This window comes from Desulfofundulus sp. (assembly GCF_049701015.1).
Classification (GTDB): Bacteria; Bacillota; Desulfotomaculia; order Desulfotomaculales; family Desulfovirgulaceae; genus Desulfofundulus.
Map to the genome: position 1 here is coordinate 1 of NZ_JBNATZ010000009.1, position 26272 is coordinate 26272.

At 51.7% G+C, this 26272-nt stretch carries 26 protein-coding genes and 1 tRNA gene; 7 read left to right on the top strand and 20 right to left on the bottom strand.

The features are described from left to right. From ACPLUI_RS01305 to ACPLUI_RS01350, 10 genes are all read right to left on the bottom strand, one after another. On the bottom strand, positions 1 to 408 hold a 408-nt coding region (locus ACPLUI_RS01305; protein WP_424658463.1), incomplete at its 3' end, for an Lrp/AsnC family transcriptional regulator. Further along, positions 401 to 871, bottom strand: coding sequence for an AsnC family transcriptional regulator (locus ACPLUI_RS01310; protein WP_424658464.1), 471 nt, complete (start codon positions 869 to 871; stop codon positions 401 to 403). The genes ACPLUI_RS01305 and ACPLUI_RS01310, both read right to left, overlap by 8 nt. 3 nt (positions 872 to 874) lie before the next feature. Then, entirely contained in the window at positions 875 to 1858 is a 984-nt protein-coding gene (nirJ2, locus tag ACPLUI_RS01315; protein ID WP_424658465.1) for a putative heme d1 biosynthesis radical SAM protein NirJ2, read from the bottom strand. A gap of 21 nt (positions 1859 to 1879) precedes the next feature. Continuing rightward, positions 1880 to 2857, bottom strand: a complete 978-nt coding sequence (hemB, locus tag ACPLUI_RS01320; RefSeq protein WP_424658466.1) for a porphobilinogen synthase — start codon at positions 2855 to 2857, stop codon at positions 1880 to 1882. 18 nt (positions 2858 to 2875) lie between these two features. Continuing rightward, positions 2876 to 4054 carry a putative heme d1 biosynthesis radical SAM protein NirJ1 gene (gene nirJ1, locus ACPLUI_RS01325; RefSeq protein ID WP_424658467.1) on the bottom strand — a complete coding sequence of 393 codons (1179 nt, stop codon included), beginning with the start codon at positions 4052 to 4054 and terminating at the stop codon, positions 2876 to 2878. Further along, on the bottom strand, positions 4051 to 5586 hold the full coding sequence (cobA, locus tag ACPLUI_RS01330; protein ID WP_424658468.1) for a uroporphyrinogen-III C-methyltransferase: 1536 nt from the start codon (positions 5584 to 5586) through the stop codon (positions 4051 to 4053). Before cobA ends, nirJ1 begins: the two co-directional genes overlap by 4 nt. Next, a complete protein-coding gene (gene hemC / locus ACPLUI_RS01335) occupies positions 5583 to 6521 on the bottom strand; it encodes a hydroxymethylbilane synthase (RefSeq protein ID WP_424658469.1) in 939 nt (312 codons plus the stop codon). The genes cobA and hemC overlap by 4 nt, the downstream gene beginning before the upstream one ends. Positions 6522 to 6580: 59 nt before the next feature. Beyond that, positions 6581 to 7906, bottom strand: a complete 1326-nt coding sequence (gene hemA, locus ACPLUI_RS01340; protein ID WP_424658470.1) for a glutamyl-tRNA reductase — start codon at positions 7904 to 7906, stop codon at positions 6581 to 6583. Beyond that, positions 7875 to 8522, bottom strand: coding sequence for a precorrin-2 dehydrogenase/sirohydrochlorin ferrochelatase family protein (locus ACPLUI_RS01345; protein WP_424658471.1), 648 nt, complete (start codon positions 8520 to 8522; stop codon positions 7875 to 7877). The genes hemA and ACPLUI_RS01345 overlap by 32 nt, the downstream gene beginning before the upstream one ends. Before the next feature lie 19 nt (positions 8523 to 8541). Continuing rightward, complete coding sequence (locus ACPLUI_RS01350; protein ID WP_424658472.1) at positions 8542 to 9504, bottom strand: polyprenyl synthetase family protein; 963 nt, start codon at positions 9502 to 9504, stop codon at positions 8542 to 8544. Positions 9505 to 9742: 238 nt separating this feature from the next. On the opposite strand from ACPLUI_RS01350, the gene ACPLUI_RS01355 reads away from it, so the two are divergent. Beyond that, a tRNA-Sec gene (locus ACPLUI_RS01355) sits at positions 9743 to 9840 on the top strand. Positions 9841 to 9910: 70 nt separating this feature from the next. On the opposite strand, the gene ACPLUI_RS01360 is transcribed toward ACPLUI_RS01355, so the two are convergent. Next, a complete protein-coding gene (locus tag ACPLUI_RS01360) occupies positions 9911 to 11017 on the bottom strand; it encodes a GerAB/ArcD/ProY family transporter (protein ID WP_424658473.1) in 1107 nt (368 codons plus the stop codon). Positions 11018 to 11171: 154 nt separating this feature from the next. After that, on the bottom strand, positions 11172 to 12194 hold the full coding sequence (locus tag ACPLUI_RS01365; RefSeq protein WP_424658474.1) for a restriction endonuclease: 1023 nt from the start codon (positions 12192 to 12194) through the stop codon (positions 11172 to 11174). Positions 12195 to 12324: 130 nt separating this feature from the next. On the opposite strand from ACPLUI_RS01365, the gene ACPLUI_RS01370 reads away from it, so the two are divergent. From ACPLUI_RS01370 to ACPLUI_RS01380, 3 genes are all read left to right on the top strand, one after another. Then, on the top strand, positions 12325 to 12879 hold the full coding sequence (locus ACPLUI_RS01370; protein ID WP_424658475.1) for an NAD(P)H-dependent oxidoreductase subunit E: 555 nt from the start codon (positions 12325 to 12327) through the stop codon (positions 12877 to 12879). Then, on the top strand, positions 12821 to 14689 hold the full coding sequence (locus ACPLUI_RS01375) for an NADH-ubiquinone oxidoreductase-F iron-sulfur binding region domain-containing protein (protein WP_424658476.1): 1869 nt from the start codon (positions 12821 to 12823) through the stop codon (positions 14687 to 14689). Before ACPLUI_RS01370 ends, ACPLUI_RS01375 begins: the two co-directional genes overlap by 59 nt. A gap of 217 nt (positions 14690 to 14906) precedes the next feature. Then, on the top strand, positions 14907 to 15680 hold the full coding sequence (locus ACPLUI_RS01380; RefSeq protein WP_424658477.1) for a YkgJ family cysteine cluster protein: 774 nt from the start codon (positions 14907 to 14909) through the stop codon (positions 15678 to 15680). A 43-nt stretch (positions 15681 to 15723) separates the two neighbouring features. Here ACPLUI_RS01380 and ACPLUI_RS01385 read toward each other — a convergent pair whose 3' ends face one another. Genes ACPLUI_RS01385 through purL form a run of 4 tightly spaced genes read right to left on the bottom strand, consistent with a single transcriptional unit; the run spans position 15724 to position 20737 of the window. Further along, positions 15724 to 16566, bottom strand: coding sequence for a nitrilase family protein (locus tag ACPLUI_RS01385; protein WP_424658478.1), 843 nt, complete (start codon positions 16564 to 16566; stop codon positions 15724 to 15726). Between the two features lie 40 nt (positions 16567 to 16606). Then, positions 16607 to 17068, bottom strand: a complete 462-nt coding sequence (locus ACPLUI_RS01390; RefSeq protein ID WP_424658479.1) for an N-acetyltransferase — start codon at positions 17066 to 17068, stop codon at positions 16607 to 16609. A gap of 19 nt (positions 17069 to 17087) precedes the next feature. Next, positions 17088 to 17867, bottom strand: coding sequence for a phosphoribosylformylglycinamidine synthase I (purQ, locus tag ACPLUI_RS01395; RefSeq protein WP_424658480.1), 780 nt, complete (start codon positions 17865 to 17867; stop codon positions 17088 to 17090). After that, the gene (gene purL / locus ACPLUI_RS01400; protein ID WP_424658481.1) at positions 17864 to 20737 is read right to left on the bottom strand and encodes a phosphoribosylformylglycinamidine synthase subunit PurL; all 2874 of its coding nucleotides are present in this window, start codon (positions 20735 to 20737) and stop codon (positions 17864 to 17866) included. Before purL ends, purQ begins: the two co-directional genes overlap by 4 nt. Before the next feature lie 210 nt (positions 20738 to 20947). Here purL and ACPLUI_RS01405 point away from each other — a divergent pair, with 210 nt between their 5' ends. From ACPLUI_RS01405 to ACPLUI_RS01415, 3 genes are all read left to right on the top strand, one after another. Next, positions 20948 to 22234 carry an AAA family ATPase gene (locus ACPLUI_RS01405; protein ID WP_424658482.1) on the top strand — a complete coding sequence of 429 codons (1287 nt, stop codon included), beginning with the start codon at positions 20948 to 20950 and terminating at the stop codon, positions 22232 to 22234. A gap of 39 nt (positions 22235 to 22273) precedes the next feature. Further along, on the top strand, positions 22274 to 22780 hold the full coding sequence (gene rnhA / locus ACPLUI_RS01410) for a ribonuclease HI (RefSeq protein WP_424658483.1): 507 nt from the start codon (positions 22274 to 22276) through the stop codon (positions 22778 to 22780). A 74-nt stretch (positions 22781 to 22854) separates the two neighbouring features. Further along, positions 22855 to 23046, top strand: a complete 192-nt coding sequence (locus ACPLUI_RS01415) for a hypothetical protein (protein ID WP_424658484.1) — start codon at positions 22855 to 22857, stop codon at positions 23044 to 23046. Positions 23047 to 23061: 15 nt separating this feature from the next. Here the strand turns inward: ACPLUI_RS01415 and ACPLUI_RS01420 are convergent, their stop codons facing one another. The 4 genes from ACPLUI_RS01420 to ACPLUI_RS01435 all read right to left on the bottom strand — a co-directional run bounded on the left by ACPLUI_RS01420 (position 23062) and on the right by ACPLUI_RS01435 (position 26126). Beyond that, positions 23062 to 23544: a DUF456 domain-containing protein gene (locus tag ACPLUI_RS01420; RefSeq protein WP_424658485.1), complete on the bottom strand. Its 483-nt coding sequence runs from the start codon at positions 23542 to 23544 to the stop codon at positions 23062 to 23064. A gap of 132 nt (positions 23545 to 23676) precedes the next feature. Next, positions 23677 to 23865, bottom strand: a complete 189-nt coding sequence (locus tag ACPLUI_RS01425; RefSeq protein WP_424658486.1) for a hypothetical protein — start codon at positions 23863 to 23865, stop codon at positions 23677 to 23679. A gap of 51 nt (positions 23866 to 23916) precedes the next feature. Then, complete coding sequence (gene feoB, locus ACPLUI_RS01430; protein WP_424658487.1) at positions 23917 to 25902, bottom strand: ferrous iron transport protein B; 1986 nt, start codon at positions 25900 to 25902, stop codon at positions 23917 to 23919. Positions 25903 to 25904: 2 nt separating this feature from the next. Continuing rightward, entirely contained in the window at positions 25905 to 26126 is a 222-nt protein-coding gene (locus ACPLUI_RS01435; protein WP_424658488.1) for a FeoA family protein, read from the bottom strand. Positions 26127 to 26272: the final 146 nt, after the last annotated feature.

Here is a 26272-nt window from a genome sequence, read left to right on the forward strand (position 1 = left end):
TGTAATCCCGCTGGCCCTGGAGAGCCGCGCGGCAATCTCCCTGCAATCCTGGGCCGTTTGTCCGTGTACTACCGTGAACAGGTTGTAAGGCCATTCGGGTGGCCGGGCGGGTCGCTGGTAGCAATGGGAAACCTCGTCAAAAGATGCCATCAGCCTGCCCACTTCTTCTATACGTTCTTCCGGTACCTGCCAGACCACCATGGCATTGAAGATATATCCCAGATCCTGATGGCGTACCGCGGCCCCAAACCGCCGGATTATCCCCCGCTCGACCAGGTCCCGGACCCTGGATAAAAGCTCTTCTTCACTGATCCCAAGTTTTTGCGCCAGAACCAGAAAGGGACGGCTGACCAGGGGAAGGCCTTCCTGCAAAGTGCGAATAATGTCTTTCTCCAGCTGGTTAAGCATTTTCATCCTCCCCCAGCTCAAAATTCACCCTGATTTTAAAAATCCTTAAGGCCGGGAGATGGAGCATATTTTCTATACCAGTGCGCTTTTTGATTTCCTCCAGGGTATTTTCCAGCTTAACCCCGGATTCCACCAGTAGCGTAAACCACATATTGTACATGTGATCCCGCAAATAATTATGGGTTACGCCAGGAAAACTGTTTATCACCGCTGCCACTTCCTCAATTCTATCGGCCGGCACCTTCATGGCGCATAACGTTCCGCTATAACCTACAAGGCGGGAGTCAAAAATGGGGCCCAGCCTCCTGATAACCCCTTTTTCAATGAGACGTTTTAGCCGGGCCAAAATATCCTCTTCGGTTGTCCCAAGGGTTTCGGCGAGTTTCCGGTAGGGCTCGGGTTCGATGGGGAGATTGCTTTGGATTATGTTCAGCAGTTGTTTATCCAGATTATCCAGGCTCATAAATTATTCCCTCCGGTAAAGGCACCAGGGATCCTCTGCCATATAGTCCCCGTAGTAGAGATATGCCCGGGCCCGGCAACCACCGCAAAGGTTACGGTAGTTACAGCTTCCGCAAGCACCGCCGTAATCGCCGGTACGCAGCCTTTTGAAGATAGTGCTGTGCTGCCAGATAAGGCTGAAAGGAGTTTCCCGTACATTGCCTGCAGGGATGTTTAAATAGGCACAGGGCTGGATGTCTCCCCTCGGACTTATGATACAATATCCCGTGCCGGCCAGGCATCCCTTTTGAAAGCGCAGTTTTAAGCCCATTTGGGCGGCAATGCGCATAAACTGGGGGGCGCATGTGGGTTTAACTTCAATAGGCACTTCTTTTTGTTTCTTCATTAACCGGTGTAGCAAGCGTTCATATTGTTCGGCTCTCAGGGATTCCTCTTCCATGTTCGCGGCTCTCCCGGTGGGTACCAGGAAAAATACGTGGTGGGCCACGGCTCCCATATGCACGGCCAGGTCGGTTAACGCCTCTACCTGTTCGTAGTTCCATTCTACTACCGTGGTATGAATTTGAAAGGGGAGGCCGGCTTTCCGGCAGGCTTCCATGCCCTCAACTGCCGCCTGCCAGGCTCCCTGGACACCACGAAAGCGGTCGTGTTGTTCCGGTTCAGTGCTGTCCAGGCTGATCCCCATGGCCAGTGCTCCGGCTTGCTTCAATTTTTCTGCAACACTGCCGGTAATTAAAGTGCCATTGGTACCAAAGACAGGGCGCAGGCCTTTGCGGGCTGCATATTCTACCAGCTCGTATATATCGGGCCGCAAAAGGGGCTCGCCCCCGCTGAAGATCATGATTTTAAAACCGGCCCGGGCAATTTCGCTAATTAGATTGGCAGCTTCGGAAGTATTTAATTCTTCTTCCATTCTGGCACCAGCGTCCCGGTAGCAGTGCCGGCAGGTCAAATTGCAGGCGTTGGTCGTATTCCAGGAAACCAGCATGGTTAAACACCCTCTCTAAGCCTAACCTTCCCTCAACCAGCGTGCCACATCCCTGGCGTGGTAAGTGATGATAATGTCAGCCCCTGCTCTTTTCATTCCGGTTAGCGTTTCCAGGACAACCCGGCGTTCGTCAATCCAGCCCTGCAAGGCTGCAGCCTTGACCATGGCATATTCTCCGCTGACATTATAAACTGCTATGGGGTGGTTAAAAGTATCCCGCACCTGCCGGACGATATCCAGGTAGGCCAGGGCGGGCTTGATCATGATAATGTCCGCTCCTTCTTCAATATCCAGGGCTATTTCCCGCAAAGCCTCCCGGGCATTGGGGGGGTCCATCTGGTAAGACCGGCGGTCCCCAAACTGTGGTGCCGAACCAACTGCTTCCCGGAAAGGCCCATAATATGCCGATGCATACTTGGCAGCATAGGACATGATGGATACGTTCTGATAGCCAGCTTCATCCAGAGCACGGCGGATGGCTGCTACCCGGCCGTCCATCATGTCAGAAGGGGCTACCATGTCGGCTCCCGCCCGGGCATGCGAAAGGGCTGTACGGGCCAGGAGCTCAAGAGTCGGGTCATTGAGAATGACTTCGTTTTCCACTACTCCACAGTGGCCATGGCAGGTATATTCACAAAGGCAAACGTCGGTGATTACTACCAGTTCGGGGAAATTCTTCTTAATTACGCGCACGGCCTGCTGTACGATCCCTTCGTCGTCATAAGCCTCTCGTGCTGTCTCATCTTTTTCCCTGGGAATACCAAAGAGGAGGATGCCTGGGATACCCACGTCAGCTACCCTGGCCACCTCTTCCAGAAGCATATCAAGAGAAAAATTATATACTCCGGGCATGGCGTCCACAGCGTTTTGAACCCTCTGTCCATGGGTGACAAAAAGCGGGTAGATAAGGTCGTCTGTTGTCAGGCAGGTTTCCCTCACCAGCCGGCGAATGTTTTCTTTTACCCGCAGACGGCGGGGACGGGTTATGGGGAAGGCCACCTGATGCACCTCCTTTTTTTAATAAGCAATACCGATTTCTTCATCCGTCAAGTAGCAGGCGGGGTCGTGCGCCCAGAAATCGTTAAATACTGCTTCTGCTCTGGTACGGAAATTGCCGTTACATATTTCCAGCCACCGGCAGCGGGCACAGCGCCCTTTTAAAAGGGACCGGCGGTTTTTCAACCCGGCCAGAATGGGCTGGGAGAGATCTGTCCAGATTTCACCGAAGCTTTTCTCCCGCACATTACCAAAGGTGTACTGGGGGGTGAACTGGTCCGGGTGGACGTTGCCTTCCCAGTCCACAGCGGCAATAGCTACGCCGGAACGGTTGCCCCCGTTCTGCAAAAGCAACTGGTAGGCCCGTTCCGCCCTCTGGGGATTGGTTTCACGCAATTTTAAGTATACATAAACGCCATCAGCGTGATTATCCACGGTCAAAATCTCTTTGGAAAAACCGCGGCGGTGGAAATCGAGTGTCCGTTCCATAATCAGGTCCAGGGCAGCCCGGGACTCCTGGTGGGTGACATCGTCGTTTAACATTCCCTTCCCCCGGCCGCTGTAAACCAGGTGGTAAAAACATACCCGGGGGATGTTTTCCCGTTCAATGAGGTCAAAGATGGCCTCCATCTGATGAAAGTTGTGCCGGTTTATGGTAAAGCGCAAACCTACCCGCTGCCCCACCGCCAAGCAGTTGCGGATGCCCTCCAGGGCGGCTTGAAAAGCTCCCGGCCGGCCCCGGAAGCGGTCGTTGTTTTCCCCGATGCCGTCCAGGCTGATACCTACGTATCCAACGCCTATTTCCTTCAACCGCCGGGCTACAGCAGGTGTAATCAGGGTGCCGTTGGTGGAAACGGTGGTACGGATGCCCCTGCTGGTGGCATAGGCGGCCAGTTCAAAAAAGTCCTCGCGTGTTAAAGGTTCGCCGCCTGAAAATAAAAGTACCGGGACCCTGAAAGCGGCAAGGTCATCAATAAATTTTTTTGCTTCGTGCGTAGTTAGCTCACCCGGTTGCCGCAAGTTATCCGCACTGGCATAACAGTGAATACACCGGAGGTTGCATGTGCGGGTCATGTTCCATACCACCACCGGGCCCTGGCCCGGGGTTGTTCCATGAATTTGATCACGGGAGGAAGGGTTGTAACGTAGTTTATCACCGAAGCTGGTGCTATCCAGGAGTAATTTACTGATGGAGATCATTTTGATTTATTCCTCCCCATGGCTGCTTCAACAACGACCTCCAGCAGGCCTTCAATGGTGTACCGGCGCGCCTGTACGTGCACGGGCAAGCCTAATTCCCGGGCAGTATGGGCGGTAACCGGCCCGATACAGGCCACCGTTACCCCCTGTAGCAGGCGGGGCAACTGGTCTTCCTCCAGCATTTTAACAAAATTACGTACAGTGGACGAACTGGTAAACGTAATTATGTGAATTTTCCCTTCAGCCAGCATTTGTCTTACCAGCCTGGCATCTGTCCCGGCGGGGATGGTCCGATAGGCCACTACCTCGTCAACTATCGCTCCCAGGTTCGACAGCAGTTCAGCCAGTACTTTTCGAGCAATGTCCGCCCGGGGTAGAAGGATGCGCTCACCAGGTTTGATCCGGTCTTTTAGACCGGCAATGATTTGTTCCGCCCGGTATTCGTCAGGTACGTACGTAACTTTTAGAGCATACCTTTCGAGGGCTTCTCTGGTTTTGGGGCCGATGGCGCAAAGATTTACCCCTTTTAGATCCCGTACGTCTTTTCCCTGTTGCAGCAAGCGGGCAAAGAAGAACCGTACACCATTAACACTTGTAAAGATAATCCAGCGGTAGGAATCCAGCCGGGCAATGGCTGTATCCATGGGTTCATAGCTTTCCGGTTCCACGATCTGGATAGTAGGGAACTCCAGTGCTTCTCCTCCCAGTGCTTCAATGGCCTGGGATAACTGGCTGGCCTGTTCCTGGCTGCGGGTGACCAGTACACGCGTACCGAAAAGGGGCTTGTTCTCATACCAGGACAGTTTTTCTCGCAGGGTGACTACTTCACCTACAATGATCACAGCCGGGTTTGTGATACCTGCTTCCATAGTCCGGGAAACAATATTCTCTAAAGTACCTACTACCGTTTTTTGTTCAGGACGGGTCCCCCAGCGGATTACGGCTACCGGTGTTTGGGGATCACGGCCGTACCTGGTGAGTTGTTTGACAATTGATTCCAGGTTGGTCATGCCCATTAAAAAAACCAATGTATCCACTCCAGTAGCCAGCTTTTCCCAGTTAATGCGGGAACTTTTCCTGGAGGGGTCCTCGTTGCCTGTGATGATTGACAGAGTTGAAGTCCATTCCCGGTGGGTAACCGGAATGCCTGCATAGGCCGGTACGGCAACAGCGGAAGTAATTCCCGGTACAACTTCAAACTTCACACCTGCTTCCGCCAGAGCCTCGGCCTCTTCTCCCCCCCGCCCAAAAACAAAGGGGTCTCCCCCTTTCAGGCGCACAACTACCTGTCCCTTCAGTGCTCTTTCTACCAGGAGCTGGTTGATTTCTTCCTGGGGCATTGCATGTCCGTCAGGGCTTTTACCCACATAAATCAGCTCTGTTCCGGGAGCAGCATGGGATAATAGCCTGGGACTGGCCAGGCGGTCGTAAACAATGACGTCTGCATTTTGGATACACTTTAAACCCTTAACAGTAATCAGCCCCGGATCCCCGGGACCTGCTCCTACCAGGTAAACAGTTCCCTTTTTCATTTCAGATCAAACTCCCGTCGCGCCTTTTCCAAAATTTCCCCCGCCCCCATTCCTATTAACCGGGTGGCCAGTTCTTCTCCCAGTTGTTCTGCCTGGTCTGGCGGGCCGGAAATTCTGTCCCGGATCAGATGGCTGCCGTCAAGACTGGCCACACTACCTTCCAGGAGTAATTGGTTATGTTGAACCCGTCCCAGGGCACCAATGGGTACCTGACAGCCGCCTTCCAGTTTCCTCATCAGGGCTCTTTCGGCGGTAATGGCTGCCCGGGAATCATGGTCATCAAGCGGACGAATTAAGTCGTCAATTTCAGGATCGTTTGCACGGATTTCAACGGCAATAGCCCCCTGGCCTGCTGCGGGCAGGCAGACATCAAAGGGGATGAGCTGTGTGATGCGTTCATCACATCCCAGGCGGTGTATTCCTGCGTAGGCCAGAATTATAGCATCCAGATTTAATTCCTCCAATTTGCGTAGCCGGGTGTTCAAGTTCCCCCGGATGGTAATTACGTTGAAGTCGGGCCGGAAATGGAGTATCTGAGCAGTACGGCGCAAGCTACTTGTCCCAATGCGGGCACCTGGGGGTAACGCATCCAGCGTAAGGCCGTGCCGGGAAATCAATACGTCCCCCGGGTATTCCCTCTGACAGAAAGCACCGATGATTAAACCCTCGGGTAACCGGGTGGGCAGGTCTTTCATGCTATGAACCGCCATATCGATTTCCCGTGCCGATAGAGCTGCTTCCAGTTCTTTAGTGAACAGGCCTTTATCCCCTATTTTAGCCAGGGCTACATCCAGTATGTGGTCTCCCCGGGTTTTCATGCCGCGCAGGATAAATCTTTTCCCTGGATTTAACTTTTGCAGTTTTTCCAGTACCCACCGGGCCTGCCACATGGCCAGCTGACTGTCCCGGGTACCGATGATAATTTCTTGCTTCATCAAATTCTCCTCCGTAAATAAGGCCCGCTCTCCTGTCAGGAGCCTGGCAACCGGTACCCCTACCTTCCGGTGGCAAGGTTACCCTGCACAGACTTTTTGCCGCTCTGGGATTGTTCCCCCGGGATTTCCAGCTTGAATAGGTTTTGCAGTACTTTCATGTAGAGGTGACCCTCAGGGGTGAGGGCATAGGCTTTAAGTTGAGCTACCGGGACATGTAACAGCTGGTTGACAATGGAATTGGCCAGGGAGCTGACCACCTTGCGATCGTGTTCGGAAATGTCCCCCAGACGGTTGAGTGCCCGGCGCAGTTCCTTTTGTTTGATTTCTTCCCCCCGTTGTTTTAAGGCTGCAATGGTGGGCACGACAAACTGCATACTCAACCACTGCATAAATTGATCCAGTTCTTCTTCTATGATGCTCTCTGCTACCACGGCTGCCTTTTTACGCTGGGCCAGGTTTTGATCGACCACTTGTTGCAAGTCATCTATATCATAAAGGGTTACTCCCGGTAACCGGCCGACTGCCGGGTCAATGTCCCGCGGTACTGCAATATCGATGATCATCAAGTGCCGGCCCTGGCGGCGCGTGATAGCTTCCGCGACGTCGTTGAGTCGTACCACATAGTGGGATGCCGCAGTACAGCTGATGATAATATCCGCATCTTCGATATAGTGGTAAAGTTGGTCGAATTTCACTGCCTTGCCGTTAAATTGGTCGGCCAGGTTCACAGCCCGCTGGTAAGAGCGGTTAGAAACAATTACTCCCGAGACTCCGTTGGCTACAAGATGGCGGGCAGTCAGCTCGCTCATCTTACCTGCACCGATAATTAATACTGAGCGTCCGGACAAGTCCTTGAATTGTTGTTTGGCCAGCTCCACGGCGGCATAGCTGATGGATACAGCATTTTGATCGATACCTGTTTCTGTGCGCACTCGTTTACCTACAGTGATGGCCTGCTGGAACAGGGTGTTCAGTACCCGGTTGGTTGCTCCGAACCGGCAGGCCAGCTGGTAGGCGTGACGCACCTGACCCAGAATCTGAGTTTCCCCCAGGATCATGGAATCCAGTCCTGCAGCCACCCGGAACAGATGGCGGATGGCATCATAAAGAGCATGGGCATAGGTATAGTTTTTAATCTCAGAAATGTCTACTTCCGATTTACACGATAAGAAGTCCCATACGGCATTTAATCCTTCGTCCAGTTCCCTTGTGGCAGCGTAAATTTCCGTACGGTTACAGGTGGACAGGATGACACAACCTTCAATAGCGGGATAACTGTTTAATCTGGCTAGAGATGTTTCCAGAGAATGTTCCGAGAAAGAAAGCCGTTCCCTTATTTCCACTGGTGCTGTTCTATGGTTCACTCCGACCGCGATGATAAGCATTAATTACCCGCTCCTTTGCCTGCTCCAGATCTCCGCTGGCCAGCAAATGTAAAACCTGTTCATCCACAATGCTTGTCAACAGGTCTCGCCTTTTTCGGGAATCGACCATATTCTCTAAAATATCATGACGTATTTCACCGATTAAATCAACCAGAAGACCGTATTCCGGGCCATAGCGTTGTTCAAGTTCTTCTTTAATCTTTCGGGCCAGCATGGGACTCTTGCCATCGGTGGAGATAGCGATTTGCAGGGAGCCCCGCCTTACTACTGCCGGGACATAAAAATTACCGTATGGTGGGTCGTCCACCACGTTCACAAGCATATTTCTAGCCCCTGCCTCCTCTGCTACCCGGCGGTTGACTTCATCTTGATTTGTGGCGGCAATTACTAAAAAGGCACCTGTAAGGTCATCGGTTCTGTATTCCCCCTGCCGGTAGCTGATTCTCCCCTCACCTGCCAATTCCTGTAAGCGAGGGGTGAGAGTAGGACTTACAACCATTACTTCAGCCCCACAGTCCAGGAGGGATAACACTTTACGCTCCGCTACACCACCACCGCCTACCACCAGACACCGGCGCTGGGGTAAAATTAAAGAAACCGGATAGCATTTCGGCAAAACAGATCAACCCTTCAATCTAGAATTTTCTGATTCCTATAAAATCTGCAATGGCTTCTAAATTTTTCTTGGCAGGACGATCGGGTAACTGTTGTAGAGCAGCTTTAGCCTTCAATATGTATTTCTGGGCTACCTTAATGGAATATCTGATCCCTCCGCAATGCTGGACGAGAGCAATTGCTTCCTGGATTTGCTCCTCATTTTTTTCCCGGGATACGATCAATGTTTTTAAACGCTCCCGCTGAGGGCTGTGTTCCAGAGCATAAATAACCGGCAGGGTAATGATACCCTGGCGCAAGTCGCTGCCCACTGGTTTGCCGAGTTGGTACTGCTCAGCCACCAGGTCCAGGATGTCATCGGTTATTTGAAAGGCCATCCCGATATTGTGCCCGTACCGGCGTAAGGCAAGGTGTATTTCCCTGGGAGCACCACAGGCTACAGCTCCCAACTGACAGCTGGCAGCGATGAGCAGGGCGGTTTTACGGTTAATGCGATAAAAATAATCCTTCACCGTTTGCCCGGTATCAAAGGAACCGGAAATTTGCTGGATCTCACCTTCGCACATTTTTACACTGGTATTGGCCAGTACCCGGGGTATTAATGGTTCGTCGTAACTGGCAATCAAAATCAGGGATTGGGCAAACAGGTAATCTCCAACATGGGTGGAAATCCGGTTTCCCCAGCGCGCCTTAATAGTAGGTACACCGCGGCGTGTCATGGCTGCGTCCACCACATCATCGTGGACGAGGGTGGCCATATGAATTAGTTCCAGAGCCACCGCCAGCGGCAGGACCCGCTCCAGGTGAAAATTGGCGCATTTACCCCCTAATAAGCTGAAGGCGGGGCGAAGGCGCTTTCCCCCTGCTTTTAAAAGATGGGTGGATGTTTCAGTAAGAAAAGGGTCCGGGGTTTGCAAGGTGGCTTGCAATTCCCGTTCTACAATGGCCAATTCATCTTTAATTTCCTCAAATAATTCCCGCATCTTTTTCTAAAAAGCTCACCTGCCCCCGATCAACTCAAACCCCGGCTTTACGTATTATTCCACGGTTAACTGGTAAAATCCTTCTCAAAGCACCCTTTTGGACAACTCTCTATCTTAGGGTATTATATTTTCCCCATAAAATCAATGGCAGTCCATGGAGAAGGGTTGTTTGTTTTTAGGGTTTGCCTGTCTCAATTTACTTGTGTTATAATACTACCGAAGTTTCGAAAATTTTCGAGGGGGTGGATGGGGCCTGGTGGCCCTCCTGGTCTTCAAAACCAGTTGTGGGGCGGTAGTCCCGTCCCGGGTGAGTTCGATTCTCACACACTCCCGCCATCTCTGTTTAGTCAAAGGCCAGCAGGTTAAGTCCTGCTGCTTCTTTTTTAGGCCCACCCGAATATCCGGTTTACTTTGATGGATTGCCTTTGAAGGCCGGTTTGCCCCTAAGGAAAGCCAGCAAAAGCAAAAAGGTCGGGATGCCCACTTCAAGTAGATACGCGTAAGGAATAAAGGGGCCGTTAATCCAGGCCACCATTTCCGTCAGGTTTTTGAACTGGCACAGGGACAGGGTAACAAGAAGAATGCTGAGGGGGGTGATAATGATTCGATGGTCTTTAAGTTTGAGTAGCTGGACAGTGCCCATAACCGCTGCGTAATGAAACAAGGCTACTTTACCAAAAATACCCACGATCCAAATTATAATCCAGATGGCATCGAGATGGGTTAGAAAGGTGCCAAAGCCGGCCAGCTTTACAAGTTCAAAGGTGGGGAAATTAAACCTTCCTGTGGAAACACCGAAGACGGCGGTACAGGCAAGCGCGTTTACAGTAAGGATTGAACCGATGGCTGCTACAGCAATCATCCCGTTGCGCCGGGCCTGATCGGGTCTGGCAAGACATGGGAGGAACATACCCAGGATAAACATCTCGCTCTGCCAGGCAGCAGGATCGAGTGTTGCCCGGATGATCGTTTTAAAATCATGTTGGAACATCGGGAAAAGGTTGGCCAGCTCAATATGACCCGACACCAGAATGAGAATCAGGCCGAAAAGGGTAAGCATCATGGGATAAACCAGTTCCATGACCCGGGCTATTACCTCCAGGCCATGGTACACCCCGTAGCTGCAGACAAGAACTATTAAACAGGCATAAGCTACCTGCGGGGTCTGGGGCATAATGGTGGCGGCGACCAGTTCACCGAATTCCCGTACAATTACTCCGTTTATATGCAGAAAGAACAGTACATAAAAAAAGGCAAGAACTTTCCCCAGCCAGGGGCCCAGTAATTTTTCCACATACTCCACAAAGGTCCGGTCGGGAAAATGCCGGCCCAGAGCTGTGATTACCATGATGACGTAGAAACCAGAAAGGGTGGCCAAAACCGGGGCTATCCAGGCATCCCTTTCTACTATTGATGCAGTTAACCCGGGTAAAACAACCAGGGCTGTGGCACCGACAACGTTGATTAGCAAATACACTACCTGGAGACCTGATATTTTTCCCGGATCGTGCATCGTAACACCTCAAACAGGTTACATATCGATATTTAGTAATTTACATCAATTCTATGTAGTATTCTCAGGATAATTGAAGGGGCCGCCTTTTCACGGTGGCCCCACATTTTTTCGGTGTTTCCCGTTTGAAAAGTGGTATGTTACCGGGAGTTCTTTATGTCTCAGGTTGCAGGTCGTGGAGATCCGGTGGTTCCATTTCCCTTTCCCCGAAAACAAGGGAAAGTAACGCCAGTACAAGATTCAGTGCGGCCAGGGGAAAGTAGACCTTGCCGGCCGGGTTCTGTGTCCCTAACAGGAAATGGAATCCAATTAAAAATGCTCCGGCAGTCAGGTAAACGCGCACCTTTTTATAATCGAGAGTCACTCGCTTAAGAGCAGAAAAGGATGGGAGGGAGACTGTAATTCCCGTTGTAAAGTGGCCTTGAGACTCTTTTATTTTCTCTGCCTGTATTTTTTCCGCCTGGGCCACGAGGTACAACAGTTCCTTTTCGGGTACCAGGGCTATATGGTATTGCCTGCGCAGGGAAGCAACCAGCTTTCTGGTATCAGGGGCGAATTCTCCGGGGGTAATAAGCAAAGCGTGGTGAAAACCCTGCTTTTTCATCGTCTTGACCAGACTATGTACCACGGATACCTCCACCGGACTCTTGCTCGCCGGTATAAACTCGACGAGCACGGGTAAATTACAATAGGTTGCCTGGATGACCCCTGACGGCACATCATTTGTCTTACTTCTTTTCCTGCCCTTTGGTTGTACCCGCTCGAACTGGGGCAGACTTGCCAGGATCGGCCATAAAAAGGAGGCCAGTTCTTCATCACTTTTGAACTGCTTCAGTTTCTCCCGGTACTGTTCAGCTAAAATGCGCAGCTTACGATAAAGGGTTTCTGTTTGAAGCCTTTTCTTCTGGAGCTTTGCCGCCCAAAAACCGGTGGAACTTACCAGGACTACAGAAAAAAACAAGGCGGTTTGGGCCGGCCAGAACTTTGTTAAAAACACGAAACTGACCAACCATAGTATTAACAGGGTACCGTAAAAATCCAGCCAGCGGGCAATCCTGTTCCGGCTGTCTGTGCCCGCTCTAACGTAGTAACGCAGAAGCTCACCCCGCCGCCGGCGCTTTTGCCATGAATGGTAGGCAAGATATAGGGCCTGGCGAGGGAATTTAGCTAATTTCACTATCAAAATCCTCCCCACAGATTTTTCCTCACTATATTATAGGATTACCATCTTTTGCATAAATAATCCGTCTTACAAGGGAATTTATTAATTCTTACCACGGCAAACTATCCTTCAGGAGGTGAAAGCCGTGGCCAACGGGGAGAAAGAGCTGGATGAAAAATACCGCCAGCTGGACGAGGTGCTCGAACGCTACGGCCAGCAGGAGGGACAGTTGATCCGAATCCTGAAAGAGGCTCAGGAGATTTTTGGTTACCTGCCGGAAGAGGTTCAAACATATATTGCACGCAAGCTGGATATGCCTGTAAGTGATGTTCACGGAGTAGTTACTTTTTACGCCCTTTTTCACACAGAGCCCCGGGGAAAATACAGCATCAATATATGCCTGGGAACAGCCTGTTACGTACAGGGCGCCCAGGGCATTCTGGAAGAGTTCAGACGCCAGCTGGAGCTCCACGACGGTGATACTTCTGGCGACGGTCTCTTTACAGTGAAAAGCACTCGCTGCCTGGGTGCCTGTGGGTTGGCACCGGTGTTGACGGTTGAGGGTGAGGTTTACGGGAAGTTTCGCCGTCAGGATGTCGCCAGGCTGCTGCGGAAGTACCGGCACAGGGAGGTGATTGTCAATGATCAACAGTATGAACGACCTCATCGATATCCGGAAGAAACGGCTCCCGGACATTAACGCTCGCAGGGGAGAACCGGGCGCTGCCCCCGGCTGGCAGGTACTGGTCTGCACCGGTACGGGTTGTACATCTTCAGCCAGCCATCACGTGAGGGAGGAACTGGAAAGACAGATCAGGTTAAAGAAGGTCCCCGCCCGGGTAATTAAAACAGGATGTTTTGGCTTTTGTAAAATGGGACCGCTGGTAGTAATTTATCCGGGACAAACCCTTTATTGTTCGGTAAAAAAAGAAGATGTCTCCGAAATTGTAGAAAGACATCTGGTGGACGGTCAGGTGGTGGAACGACTGCTTTATGAGGAACCGGTTTCCGGTGAAAAGAAGCAGCGACTTGCTGATATCCGGTTTTTCCGTGCCCAGTACCGGGTGGCTCTTCGCAATTGCGGCCTTATCAACCCCGAAGATATTACGGAATACATAGCATGTGACGGTTATTTTGCCCTGGCGGATGTTTTGCTGAATTGGACGCCGGACCAGGTGGTGAATGCTGTTAAGCAATCCGGTTTACGGGGTAGAGGCGGTGCTGGTTTTCCTACCGGTCGCAAGTGGGAGCTGACAGCGGCTGCCGAAGGACCGGTAAAATATGTTGTTTGTAATGCGGACGAAGGGGATCCCGGAGCCTTTATGGACCGGAGTATTCTCGAGGGAGATCCTTACAGCGTGCTGGAGGCCATGTCCATTGCCGGCTATGCCATTGGGGCCCGGGAGGGTTATATCTACGTGCGAGCGGAGTATCCCATTGCCGTGGACCGTTTGGAGCGGGCCATTGCTCAGGCCCGTCAGTATGGATTACTGGGGCGGCGCATCTTTAATACCGGTTTTGAGTTTGACATCGACCTGCGCCTGGGTGCCGGTGCCTTTGTTTGTGGCGAGGAAACCGCCCTTTTGCGTTCAGCAGTTGGTGAGCGAGGTGAACCCCGTCCACGGCCTCCCTACCCGGCTCAGTGCGGTTTATGGGGGAAACCGACCCTTTTGAATAACGTGGAAACCTTTGCTAATATACCCGTGATAATTCGTAAAGGTCCTGCCTGGTTCGCTTCCCTGGGTACAGAAAACAGCCGCGGTACCAAGGTTTTTTCTCTGGCCGGCAAGGTCCTCAATACTGGTTTGATTGAGGTACCTATGGGCACTACTTTACGCACTGTGGTTTTTGAAATTGGCGGGGGTATTCCTGAAGGAAGGCAATTCAAAGCGGTACAGACAGGCGGCCCCTCCGGGGGATGTATTCCGGAACGTTATCTGGATACTCCCATTGATTATGAGTCTTTAAAGCAGCTGGGATCCATGATGGGGTCGGGGGGGATGATAGTCCTGGATGAAACTGATTGTATTGTTGACATTGCAAAATTTTATCTGAAATTCAGCCAGGATGAATCCTGTGGCCAGTGTACTCCCTGCAGGGTGGGAATAAAGCGCATGCTGGAAATTTTGGAACGGATTACTCAGGGAAGAGGAGAAATCGAAGACCTTGATGAACTTGAAGAGCTTTCTCGGGAGGTTATGGATGCATCGCTATGTGGCCTGGGTCAGACTGCACCCAATCCTGTTCTTTCTACCTTGAGGTACTTTCGGGACGAGTATGAAGCTCATATCAGAGAAAAACGGTGTCCTGCCGGAGTCTGCCGGGCCTTGCTGAACTACGTAGTCGACGAAGAAAAGTGTATTGCCTGTGGCCTGTGTGCGCGGGAGTGTGTTGCCAAAGCCATTATAGGGGGAAAGAAAGGCCAGCCCTATTTTATCGACCGGCAGAAATGCTTGAAATGCGGGGCTTGTTTAGCACGCTGTCCCAAAGGAGCCATATACGCTGTTTGAGCAAGCAGGGGAAGGGTCGTTTCAAGCTACCTTCCCCTTTATTTTTGGCAGGACTGGTAGGAAAGATTCACTTGCTATTTTGGATAAAAAGGGGTTATAATGAGTTAGCCTTGAAGGACGAGCTGCTACAGTACTTTTTATGGCAACCCGAGCTAGCTGATTGCTAAATATTTTTGCAGTACAAATATACTTATTGGGAAGAGGGGATAAATAGTTTATGCCTAATGAGAAACCGGTCCTCAGCAGTGACAGTAAGTTTAATTTTTCATGCCATCCAGGGCTTTCCTGTTTCACCCATTGTTGCCGTGATGTAAACATTTATCTCTCACCTTTTGATGTATTACGGATGCGTAAAAGGTTGGGACTTTCCTCCGGAGAATTTTTGGATCGTTATACTATTTCCTTAATTGGAGAAGGAACGGGGTTACCCGTGGTACTGCTGAAAATGGACGAAGAACGGGATAGACAGTGCCCCTTTGTAACTCCCCGGGGATGTCAAATTTATGATGACCGTCCGTGGGCATGTCGTATGTTTCCATTAGACAGGGGCTCCGAATACGACCAGTTCACTATCTTAATCGACCCGTCCCGTTGCCGGGGATTGGAAGAGTCTAAAGAACTCTATGTTGAGGACTACCTCAAGGAACAGGGATTGCTTGTCTATGAAGAGGTCGAGGCTATCTTCAAGATGCTGTCCAATAGTCCACGGGTGCTGAATGAAAAGGTTGCGAACCCGCGCATTGTCCAAATGTATTACATGGCATGTTATGATTTGGACAAGTTCAGGCGGTTTATCTTTGAAAGCAGGTTCCTGGATGTGTTCGAAGTAGAGCCCGAGGTTGTGGAACGGATTAAAACCGATGACCTGGAATTGTTACAGTTTGGATTTAAATGGCTGCAATTTGGAATGGTGATGGGAGACGCTCTGAAGATCAAAGAGGAAGCTCTTGAGGAAGCCAAAAAGAAACAGGCTGCTGCTCGTGAGGATTAATTTTGCTTCAATCAAACAGATTAACCCCGGAAAAACTCCGGGGTTAATTTTTTAACGCGGTATTTACTAACATGTGGTATAGCTCAGGCCTTCTGGACTGGAGGTAAAAGCTATGGCGCATGCTGGTAGCTTCATTGCAGCGGATGGTGTTGATAAGCTGTGAGTTCAGGTCAGCCACCAGCAATCCTTCCTTTCCCCGAAAATCTTCGGCTATCACATTGCCCTTGGGATCAATAACCAGTGCGCCGCCACAGAATTCCTGGTTTTCCCCGGCCGGTCCCACCAGGTTGCAGGCCGCTACAAACACGCTGTTATCGTAAGCCCGGGCAGACAGATACTTGAGCCATATATCCCTGCGGTCTCCTACGATAACTGGTGAAGCGTGGGGGGCAAAAATAATTTCTGCTCCCTGGAGGGAAAGTACGGTCGTAACTTCGGGGAAATGCAGGTCCCAGCAAATTTCGATGCCAAAACGGGCCTTGTCTGTTTCAAATACCGGTAACTGGTCGCCGGGGGTAAAATATGGTTTTTCGCTCCTGCCCAGATGTGTTTTGCGGTATTTTTCTATCCTCCCATCAGGGTAGGCAACGACTTGAGTGATGTAAGGTTTCTCCACGCCGGAGTCTTCAGCCAGTCCCGCCAGTACGACCATGTTGAAAGAACGGGCGAGCTGGCTGATGTAGTTTGTGCTTTCTCCGGGTATGGGCTCGGCAAATTCCCGGGCCCTTTCACGGTTATATCCCTGAACGCACAGTTCAGGAAAAAGAATTATGTCCGCCTTTTTACCGGCTGCTTCTTTCACAAAGGCGGCCATTTTATCCCGGTTCTTTTTAACGTTACCAATGGTTACTTGCATTTGTACCAGGGCAATCCGCAGGTCTTCCATTTTTCTCTCCCTCAGGTTGAGATGGGCTTATCCGAAAGAATCAAAGTTTGACCAGTTCGATGATCACTGCCTCCTCTTCACAGTTGGGGAACTTGGGGCAGTTGATACACTCCTTCCACACCTTCTGGGGTAGCTTTTCCTTGGGGATGGGCTCAAAACCACACTTGATAAAAAAAACCGATTGGTAAGTGAGAGCAAAAACACGGGGGAGTCCCAGTTCGCGGGCTTCCTCGAGAAAGGATTGCACCAGACAGCGCCCAATGCCACGACGGGTGTACCGAGGATCCACTGCGAGGGCCCGGATTTCTGCTAGATCCTCCCAGATTATATGCAGCGAGCCTGCGCCTATAATTTCCCCTTTTTCTTCGGCTACTGTAAATTCCCTTACGGCTTCATACAGAGCGGAGCGGGGGCGGGCCAGCATCAGTCCCTGGTCGGCATAATAACTGATTAACCTGTGTACCGATTCCATATCGGTTATTCTGGCTTTACGGATGTTCATCCTTTCGGTTCTCCTCTTCTTACATCTCTTGAGCATAAACCACAGCATTGCGGAAAATGGGCAGTCCGTGGGGCTCGTGGAATTGCTGGCGCCGCCAGTTGGGGTGCTGGGTAAAATCTACGAAACGTTCGGGATGGGGCATCAGCCCCAGGACCCGTCCGCTGGGATCACAAATGCCGGCAACGGCGGCCAGGGAACCATTGGGGTTATAGGGATAAATGCTTGTGGGCACACCGTTGCCGGTGGCGTAACGAAAAACGACCTGCTTGCCCTCTTCGATGGCAGCCAGGGTCCGGGCATCGGTATAAAACTTGCCTTCACCATGGGCAGCCTGGAAATGCAATACCCTGCCGGTCAGTCCTCGCGTGAAGATACAGTGCGTTTCTTCCACCACCAGGTTAACCCAGCGGCATTCGAAACGACCGCTGTCGTTATGCATGAGGGTAGTCCTGATATCCCCCATTTTAGCTGAAGGCAGAAGCCCGGTACGGACGAGTACCTGAAAACCGTTGCAAATCCCGAGTACCGGCTTACCGCTGTCCACAAATTGCTGTAACTGTTCTTTCAGGAAAGAGGTCAGTTCCACGGCCAGTATTTTGCCCGAGTGTACGTCATCTCCGTAGGAAAAGCCGCCGGGGATGACCAGGATTTGATACTCGGAAAGCTTTTTCTCCCCTGTTCGCAGCTGGTTGACGTGCACCAGATGGGGGTCCCCCCCGGCTCGTTCAAAGGCGTAACCTGTTTCACGGTCGCAATTGGTGCCATCGGTACGCAAAACACACACCCGTGGTTTTTTCACAATCTCACCTCCCGGTCATAACCAGAGCCAGGGGTTCCGAAGATCCGGGCCATGGGTTCCTGCCAGGCCCTTTTCAAATCGGCCAGGGGGACGCTGCAAAGACTGTTACCCCCTTGTTCCACTACAATTACCGGCTCATCGGTGGTCTGCCCCACCACCAGGTATGGTAAACCAGCAAAGATCTCCTCGGGTTTTTCCATGGGGCTCATTTCAACCAGGAAGCACCCGCTGGTTTCATTGAACAGGAAATAATCGGGACGTTCACTGGCAGGGATGGAGATCCGTGCTCCTACCCCTCCACCAAAACACATCTCGGCCAGCGTAGCAGCAAGCCCACCTTCACTGATATCGTGACAGGCCAGAACCTTTTCTTGCTGGATAGCCCGGTGAATGCCTTCCCACACCCGTGTGACAACCTCCAGATTGATCCGGGGCAGGTTTTTCCCCAGGTAACCAGCTAAATCAAAATAAACAGACCCGGCCATTTCGGAAAGATTACGCTGGCCCACGAGGATAATTAAATTGCCGCTTCCCTTAAAGTCTGCTGAAACGGTCTGCCTGACATCTGGGAGACGCCCGAAGACGGATACACAGAGTACCGGTGGGATTTTAATCACTTCTCCACCGTCACCGCGGTAGGTGCTGGAGAGGCTGTCCTTGCCAGAAATAAAGGGCATTCCGGTGGCCTGTACAAAATCTACGCAGGCATCCACGGCTCTGTCCAGTGCTCCGAGCGCTTCTTCGTCGGGGAAGGGCCAGATAAAGTTGTCAATCAATACCAGTTCTTTGGGGTTGGCCCCTACCGCCACAGCATTGGAAACCGCTTCCGTCGCTGCCCAAAGGCTGCCGTAATAGGGATCTATTTGATTTAAGACCGGATTCAGCCCGTGGCTCATGATTACCGCCGCGGGGGAACCAGGCAGGGGTGTAAGGACCACCGCGTCGTTGGGTCCGTCCTGCTCGACCCCGCCAAAGGGTGCCAGGGCACAGGAGCCCTGCACTCCGTGGTCGTACATCCGTACAATGGGCTCCTTGGAGCAGACATTCAAGTGGCCCATCACCTGACAGTAGAGCCGCGTCCAGTTTTCAGGAATTGACACCTGGGGGTCTGCCAGTGCCGGCTGTTGCCACCGTGCTATGAGGACCTGCTTGGGCAGACCGTGGTGGAGAAATTCCATGTCCAGATCGCAAATTATTTCATCCTTATAGGTAACCACTAGCCTCCGGTCGGAAGTAAATTCCGCCAATACGGTAGCTTCCACATTCAACCCCCGGCAGATCTCCAGCAGATGCTCCAGATTTTCCGGGGATACGGCTATGACCATGCGCTCCTGGCTTTCGGAAAGCCATATCTCCCAGGGCTTAAGTCCCTGGTATTTCAAAGGCGCTTTCTCCAGCCAGACTTTGACACCGGTCTTCTCCCCCATTTCTCCCAGGGCCGAGGCAAATCCTCCTGCCCCACAATCGGTAATGGCCCTGATCAAGCCGGCTTCGCTGGCTGCCAGCACGGCGTCCGCGATGCGTTTCTCTTCAATAGGATGGCCGATCTGAACGGCACTGGCGTTGACCTCTGTAGTCCGGCTGGTCATTTCTCCACTGGAAAAGGTGGCTCCGTGAATGCCGTCCCGACCCGTCCTCCCACCGATGACTACGGCCAGATCTCCCGGCCGGGGCTGGCCTTTCCGGCAGCGTTCTACAGGCAGCAGCCCGTATGCTCCCACGATTACCGAGGGCTTGGCCCGGAAGTCGCGGTGGAAGTGAACCGAGCCGTTATTTGTTGGGATGCCCATGCGGTTACCGTAGTCTCGCACCCCGGCCACCACCCGGCGTAGCAAATAGTGGGGTGAGAGACAACCGGGGGGTATATCTTCCCGGGGGGTATCAGGGGGTGCAAAGCAGAAAATATCTGTAGAAGCGATTACCCGGGCCCCCTGACCCGTACCCATGATATCCCTGAATACCCCTCCGCTACCCGTCATAGCCCCCCCGTAGGGCTCAATAGCGGAAGGGGAGTTATGGGTTTCTACTTTGCCGCAGACAGCCCAACCGTCGTAAAACTCCATGACCCCGGAATTATCAATAAAGGCTGAAAGCACCAGGGGGTGGTTGGCTCTGGCAGTTGCATCCTGCAAACGTTTTAAAAGAGGCTCCTTTTCTTTGCCTTCAACCAGGAGGCGTGCCTTGAAAGTTTTGTGGACGCAGTGTTCGGACCAGGTTTGAGCCAGGGTTTCTATTTCGCAATCCGTGGGGTCCCTGCCGATAGCTTTGAAGTAATCCTGGATGGCACGCATTTCTTCCAGGTTCAGGAAAAGTTTATCGCGGCTCAATTCCATCAGTTCCGTATCGCTCATCCCGCGCAAGGGGATGATTTCGGTCCCGCCCGGTTGACCAGAAATGAGAAGGGTGACAGGTTTTTCGGTAACCACCCGTTCCACGGTAGCATTAACCAGCAGTCGGTCAAGGATAATTTCAATATCCCGTGAATTGATATCCGGGCCGTAAAAACCGTATTCCCGGCTGGAATCAGCAGCCACCAACCCCTCAATTCCCAGATCCCTGGCTGCCTTCATCAACGATGCTGCCTCTGGGTTCATAACCCCCGGTTTATATGCTACTTCCACTACTACCTGAGCGTCTTTGATGATGGGGGCATTGATGGTATAATCCTGGAAAACTGCTTCAGCCAGCAGTTTTTCGGCCAGCAGGTAGGCCTTTGATTCGTCGATGCCTTCAAAACGGTAAACCTTGGCCGTACGTACCCTTTGCACCGTATCTATACCCAAGGCATGTTTTATCTCATACAGAACCTCTTCTCCTGCCGGATCAGGAAGAAAAGGGCGGTTCATGACTCTGATCTCAATAATGGCCACCTTTATTCCACCTCCTGGATAAAGCCTGCAGGAAAAAGAAATTTCCCGGCGACTTACCGCCGGGAGCATGACTCCCAAAGAAATTTTAGTATACTTGCGGCGGAAAAACAAGAGTCTTCTCTTAGCAGATAAAGTGTATTGAAATGAACCTGGTGAGATGATAGAAATGCCGTTATGGTACTTCTGAGCAATGTTCTGAGGAGGGAAAGCATGTCCATCACCCTGTCCATACCAAAAACTTCACTCGTTGTTCTATGTGGATCTGCCGGATGTGGTAAATCCACTTTCGCAGCTCGCTGGTTTAAAGATACCCAGATTGTCTCCTCTGACCATTGCCGTGCGCTGGTCAGTGATGAGGAAGAAAATATGGCTGCCTCACCGCAGGCTTTTAAGGTGTTTCATTGTCTCATTGAACAGCGTCTGACTCTGGGGAGGTTGACGGTAGCTGATTCTACAGCTCTGACTGTCCGTGCCCGCAAGGATCTGTTAAAACAGGCCCGCCGGCATGATTTCCAGACCATCCTTATTGTTTTCAATTTTCCGGAAGAGCTCTGTCAGAGGCTTAATGCCAGGCGAACGCGGGTGGTAGAGTCCCGGGTGATTACCGAGCACCAGCGTTTGCTCCGGGAGACCTTGAACACTGTACACCGTGAAGGCTTTGATCGGGTGTATATTCTCGCTCCCGAGGAAATACGCAATGTCCGGGTGGAAATTGTCCCTTTGCCCGTGGAATCACCGGCTACAGGGCCTTTTGATCTCATCGGAGATGTTCATGGCTGTCTGGTGGAATTGGAGGAGCTCCTTACACGGTTGGGTTACAGTCGCCGGGGGGGAACCTGGTTTCACCCGGAAAACAGGAAGGTGATTTTCCTGGGTGATCTGGGGGACCGGGGACCCTTTAACATTGCCTCCATCAACCTGGCCATGGATATGGTGGAGGCGGGACACGCTATGTACGTGCCAGGAAATCACTGTAGAAAACTTGCCCGATTTCTTTCCGGACACCGGGTACAGGTACGTCACGGCCTGGAGAGAACCATTCGGGAACTGGAACAGTTAAGCTCCTCAGAACGGGATAACTTTTCCCGTCGCTTCCTGCAATTCTTTCACCAGGCCGTACCTTATCTCATTTTGGACGGAGGACGGCTGGTGGCGGTTCATGGTGGGATTAAAGAGAAAATGATTGGCCGACTTTCTCCCCGCATCAGAGATTTTTGCCTTTATGGCGATGCTACCGGGGAAGTTACTCCAGAAGGCTTACCCGTGCGGCGGGATTGGGCCAGAGAATACCGGGGACAGGCCCTGGTGGTTTATGGACATACACCAGTCCCCCTGCCTGTATTTCGCAATAACACCATCGATATTGATCAGGGTTGTGTTATGGGGGGGAAGTTAACCGCTTTGCGCTATCCGGAGCGGGAAATCGTACAGGTGCCGGCCAGGCAGGTTTATTATAGCCCTGTTAAAAGCATAGCCGGGAGGGTGGCGTTAAAGTAAAGATTATACTGGCACCCCTGTCAAGGTGATGTTAAAATAATGAGTGTGCTGGTATTGTGGGGGAAAATGTTGATGGCTGAACTGCCGGAAGTGGAAATTTATACTGATGGTGCCTGTAGCGGCAATCCTGGACCCGGCGGTTACGGGGTGGTTTTACGCTACGGTAACCACATTAAAGAGCTATCCGGAGGATATGCACAAACTACGAACAATCGCATGGAATTAATGGCCGTAATTGAAGGGTTGAGAGCATTGAAGCGGCCCTGCCGGGTTACCATATATACCGACAGCCGTTATATTGTGGATGCCATGACCCGCGGGTGGGCCAAACGCTGGCAGGCCAATGGCTGGCGGCGGGAGAATGGTGAACCGGCCAAAAATGTAGATCTCTGGCAGCAGATCCTTACCCTGGCCGGCAGACACTCTATTACCTGGGTCTGGGTAAAGGGGCATGCTGACAATATCTACAACAACCGCTGCGATCAGCTGGCGGTAGAAGCCAGCCGCCGGGATTCCCTGCCCGTTGACCCGGGCTTTCCAGCCTGATTTACTTACAGGATATATCCAAACAGCTTTTTCAGAATCGGGTTGCCAGAAATAATCTTTTTTGGGGGGTGCTTTTGCTATTGCACCGTGTCAAACGCAAGGGGCAGTTCAGCCGGGTGCATGTCCAGCTCACGGGTGAAAATACGGGGGAAGAAACCAGGGTGAGTGAGCCCGGTCCTAACCAGGAAATTGAGAGTTTTCAGCTGAACATGGCGGGCGGTCCCCTGGATGAAGAATTTTTGGAAAAAAGTGCTTATCAGGATTAGGTACTGATTGGCAGATCACCGGACGCTTGAAAAAAACCAGATGAGCATTCCAATCTCTAAAACCATTTTGATGGCCGTTCCCCCTGTAAAGTCAGCGAGGGAACCCCAACCAGCCAGAATAGCCCGGGTTAAAGACTTCTTGCGTGTGCATAGTTCTCCTATTATGGCCCCCAGCAGAGGGCCAAAAACCATCCCTGTAGCTTTAAATAGGATTAATCCAAGGACTGTGCCGGCCACGCTACCGCAGATGGCATAACCGGAACCGCCATAGCGGCGTACTGTCCAGGTTCCAGCCAGGTAATCCAGAATCAATACCAGAGCGAGAGCCAGTGATTGGCCCAGGTAGAAGCTCCACCCCAGGTTGGAAAAACCGGTGACAAGGCCATAAACCACCATTCCCAGCCAAATGAGCGGTGCACCGGGTAGGGCCGGTACCAGAGTTCCGGCCAGGCCAGCAGCAAAGAACAGGCACGCCAGCAGCAGACCAAGGAGGGACATATTAGTTGACCTCCCCTTTCTGTTGATTTATATGCAACTTTCGACAATCTGTATGTCGGTATAAGCTGGATTGGCTAAAAATAGGGGTCGGTTTTGAAAAATCCGACCCCTAAAACATATAAACATTAATTTCTATACTAACCTCTTCCCCTGGCGGCGTTTCTCCTGTCCTGCGACGATGCACCCCGTAGTGCACTTCCTGCAACTGCCCTGGCAACAGTCAAGCACCTGTAAAAGGTGGTTGCACCGGGGGCAGCGGACAGCGTTGCCATCTGATACCTTATAACCGCAACAGGGGCAGATACCTTTTGACCATTGCATTTGCGATTCCTCCCATATTTAACTCCCTTTAACTCCCTGCCGTTAAGGTCCTTATGCTCTTAGACCGGAAGATGGCTGATCGCTTTTGGTCCGGCGCAAAAAGATGCACATTCCCACTACGGCCAAGCTAAGGGCTGTAAAGGCCACCATTACAGGCAGAACCTGTATTTTACCACCGGTGGGGTTAAAGAGCCGGGCCAGCTGGGCCACCAAGCCGCCAACGAGAAATGCTGCTACCCAGCTGCTACCCCAGATGAAAAGCGCTTCCTTTTTGGTCCGCTCTTTGAAGATTACCATTATAGATGCAATGCAGGGTACGAACAATGTGATGGTGATCAAGGCTACAATGGTTTGTAACGGGTTTAAGGCCAGGCCCGTTAGTCCGGCAGCTCCGAAATCACGCCGTACAATCCCCATAATGAAAGCTGTGGCGGCTTCGCGGGGAAGATCCAACCAGCCTGTAGTAACAGGTGCCAGGAGGTTTTGCAGGAACTCCAGGATCCCCGTTACCTGAAAGGTACTGATGATCAGTGCTCCCAGAGCGAAAAGCGGCGCGGCTTCCTTCAAAAAATGATAGGACCTGGTACCGGTCTTCTTCAATACATTATCCAACCTTGGCAATCTCAGGGGAGGCAAATCGATAAACAGGTCGGCCGATTTGCCGGGCAGCAGGGTGGAAAGCAATGTGCCTGCCATGACCAGCACGCTGAAAATTACCAGGACGTACAGTGCTATGTACTGTGGTCCCAGTGTTGCCAGCATACCGGCAATGACACCCAGCTGGGCTGAACAGGGTATGGTTAAGCCCAGCAGAAAGATGGCGATCTTTCTCTCCCGGTCCGAGGATAAGAGCCGGGTGGTGATGGTGGCCATGGTTACGCAACCAAAACCCAGAATAATCGGGATTACTCCCCTGCCATTTAGCCCGATGGAATTTAGCAAACGGTCGACCAGGGTCGCAATTCGAGGTAAATAACCCGAGTCTTCAAATAGAGAAAGGAAGAAATAGAACCCCACCACAAGAGGCAACAATAATCCCAACAGGTAGGTCACCGTCATGGTGAGCAGGCCGAAGTCGCCAATCAAAATAGTACCTGGTATCGAAGATTGTGGTATAAAATGTCCTATGAATTGACGTACCGCAGGCTCGTAAATACCCTGCATGACCATTTTCTCGGTAATACCTACTACCGTACCAGCAATAAAAACACCGATAACCCTGTACATCAACCACAGCGCCAGGCATAAAATAGGAATCCCCGTCAGAGGCTTGATCATCCACCGTCCCAAAATCGTGGCTACACTGGCGCCCCGGTTTATTTCTCGAACAACTTGCCGGCAGATCTCGTTAACCCTTTCTCTCCGGCGGCGGTAAATTTCCTCCCGCCGGGTGCCCGGCTCGCAGCCGTGGCGAGCAGCAATCACCGGGTCCCCTTCGAGGATCAGCAGGGCCTCCCCCCGGCTACCTACCAGGTTGAGCAGTTGATTAAGATCTTCCTCCAATCCAGGTGTGACGTGTCCCGGCCGGGCGGTTAAAAGTTCCGCCTTGAGGCGGTCAAACCCTTTCTTTTTCACGGCTATCGTAGGGATGACCGGTACTCCCAGCAGCTGGCTCAATCGCTCCACATCCACTTCAATGCCCATCCTCGTAGCATCATCCATCATGTTCAGGGCAATGATTACCGGCACCCCGGTATCGATGATTTGTTGGGTGAGGAAAAGATCCCTTTCCAGATGAACGGCCGAGATGACATTAAGTACAAGATCGGCGGAAAGGATGATATCGCGGGCAATGCGTTCCTCATCGTTAAAAGAAGAAATGCCGTAAACGCCCGGCGTATCAATCACCACGTCGGAGCCATAACGCCCCCAGGAAATATCCAGAGTTGTCCCCGGGTAGTTGGAAACTTCAACGTAAATGCCGGTGAAGTGGTTGAAAAATACCGATTTTCCCGTATTGGGATTGCCGGCCAGTACGATGCGACGGGCTCCGGCTGGCACTTTTATTTCCAGGCCAGGACAATGGCCGTGGGTCATGGTTAAAAACTCCCTTCCACTTCGATCTCCCTTGCCAACCTGCGACCGATCGCGATCTCCTGACGGTTTTTACTGATCACTATCGGTCCCCCGGGTATTACTTCACTGCATGTCACAACTTCCCCTTCGGCGATACCGAAACGCAGGGCCTGTGCACGAATGAGATCAGAGGGTATCGATAAGATGCGGCAACGCTGACCTCTTTTCATCCGATCCAGGGTCACAGTAAATCCCCCCTAGGCCGAACAATGTATGGTTAATGATAATCATTATCTTTTGTGTGACACAGTAACAGTGAGAATGAATATCAATCCACATACAGTTTAATCTACCTTCCGGCACCTGTCAATGTTTTTTAAAAGAAAAAAAC